The organism is Paenibacillus sp. Y660, assembly GCF_057221575.1.
Genome location: NZ_JBXBBJ010000075.1, coordinates 1 through 1,130, shown reverse-complemented (window position 1 = coordinate 1,130; position 1,130 = coordinate 1). Strand labels below are relative to the sequence as shown.

Sequence of the window (1,130 nt, the reverse complement as noted above, 5' to 3'; positions counted from 1 at the left end):
CATTCCGCCTAAAGCGAATAGTCAAAATCCATGGAAAGTGGATTGGTATCGGTACAAAGAACGCCACTTAGTTGAGTGCTTTTTTAATAAAATCAAACACTTTCGCCGTGTGGCTACTCGTTACGACAAGTTGGCCACGTCATTCCTGACGTTTGTATACGTAGCTGCCATTTTCAAATTGACTCAATGATGAGTTTTCAGACACGTCCTAGTTGAATAAAATGCAAACAGACGCAACTGATCAGATGTCAGTTGCGTCTGTTTACTTATCGTTACCGTATTAAATAGGCTCTGTTTTTGTAACTTCGATATTAGTATCGCTCAAAGATACTGCATATCCACCAGCAGACTCCTCATAAACTCCTATCTGAGTACCAGTTGAAGAGTATTTTTTCCATTGCAACTTCCCGCTTGAATTAGCCGCAACCTGATAATTTGTTAAATAGATTGTTGTACGTGGTAATACCTCTTGATTCGCGCCATATTTTACATTCTTTGTCCATCCTCTTTCCATGCCCCATGAGCCACCAATTTGAGCTTCAACTTTAGTGAAAAACGGTACTCCGAACTCTCCTTTTATACTAAGGTTAGTTGATACATTCCACTTTCCAGATGTGGTGTATTGTTGTTCATACTGGATCGTTCCACCACCATCAGAAGAGTTTTGATAGCGGAATATTCCAAGATTCTGATAATGCCAATCCCTTACTGCTTGAGTACTTGGTAAGTATGTTTCAAAAACATACTTAAAACCATCATTAGTAGGCGGTCCCATTTGATTCACTCTTTGCGAAAGTGGGACAACTTCCGTGGTATTCCCGTTTAAATCCGTTTCCCAAGCTCTAACTTCAGGAATTGGGATTTTCTTGGAAACTTTCGAATCTGCCAACTTCTGTATTGTGATAGGGGTATTGTCTTGAGCGCTGACGATGGCACTAGAGGTTGTCATTGTGACTAGGGCTAGAGCACAAACTGCAATCTTCCTTTTAATTTTAAAATTCATAATACATGACTTATGCAGTTCATTCCAAGCGATGGAAACCGATTAATAGTCATAGAAATGTAAGCTAAAAACCGGAAAACCCCTTGACTTTTGGAAATCACACCAATAATCGCGAAGAATACCTTTT

At 39.6% G+C, this 1,130-nt stretch carries 1 protein-coding gene and 1 pseudogene; one reads left to right on the top strand and one right to left on the bottom strand.

Features of this window, described 5'->3' with window-relative positions; genetic code table 11:
• Positions 1 to 190 (top strand): annotated as a pseudogene (locus tag AC2TDN_RS26485) (IS5-like element ISLpl3 family transposase); the annotation flags it as partial.
• A gap of 90 nt (positions 191 to 280) precedes the next feature.
• Here AC2TDN_RS26485 and AC2TDN_RS26480 read toward each other — a convergent pair.
• Entirely contained in the window at positions 281 to 1,003 is a 723-nt protein-coding gene (locus AC2TDN_RS26480) for a hypothetical protein (protein WP_482069646.1), read from the bottom strand.
• Positions 1,004 to 1,130 lie beyond the last annotated feature (127 nt).

Bases quoted from the DNA above. Each gene is read 5' to 3' on its own strand.
- AC2TDN_RS26480 (WP_482069646.1), bottom strand. From the start codon at position 1,003: ATGAATTTTAAAATTAAAAGGAAGATTGCAGTTTGTGCTCTAGCCCTA.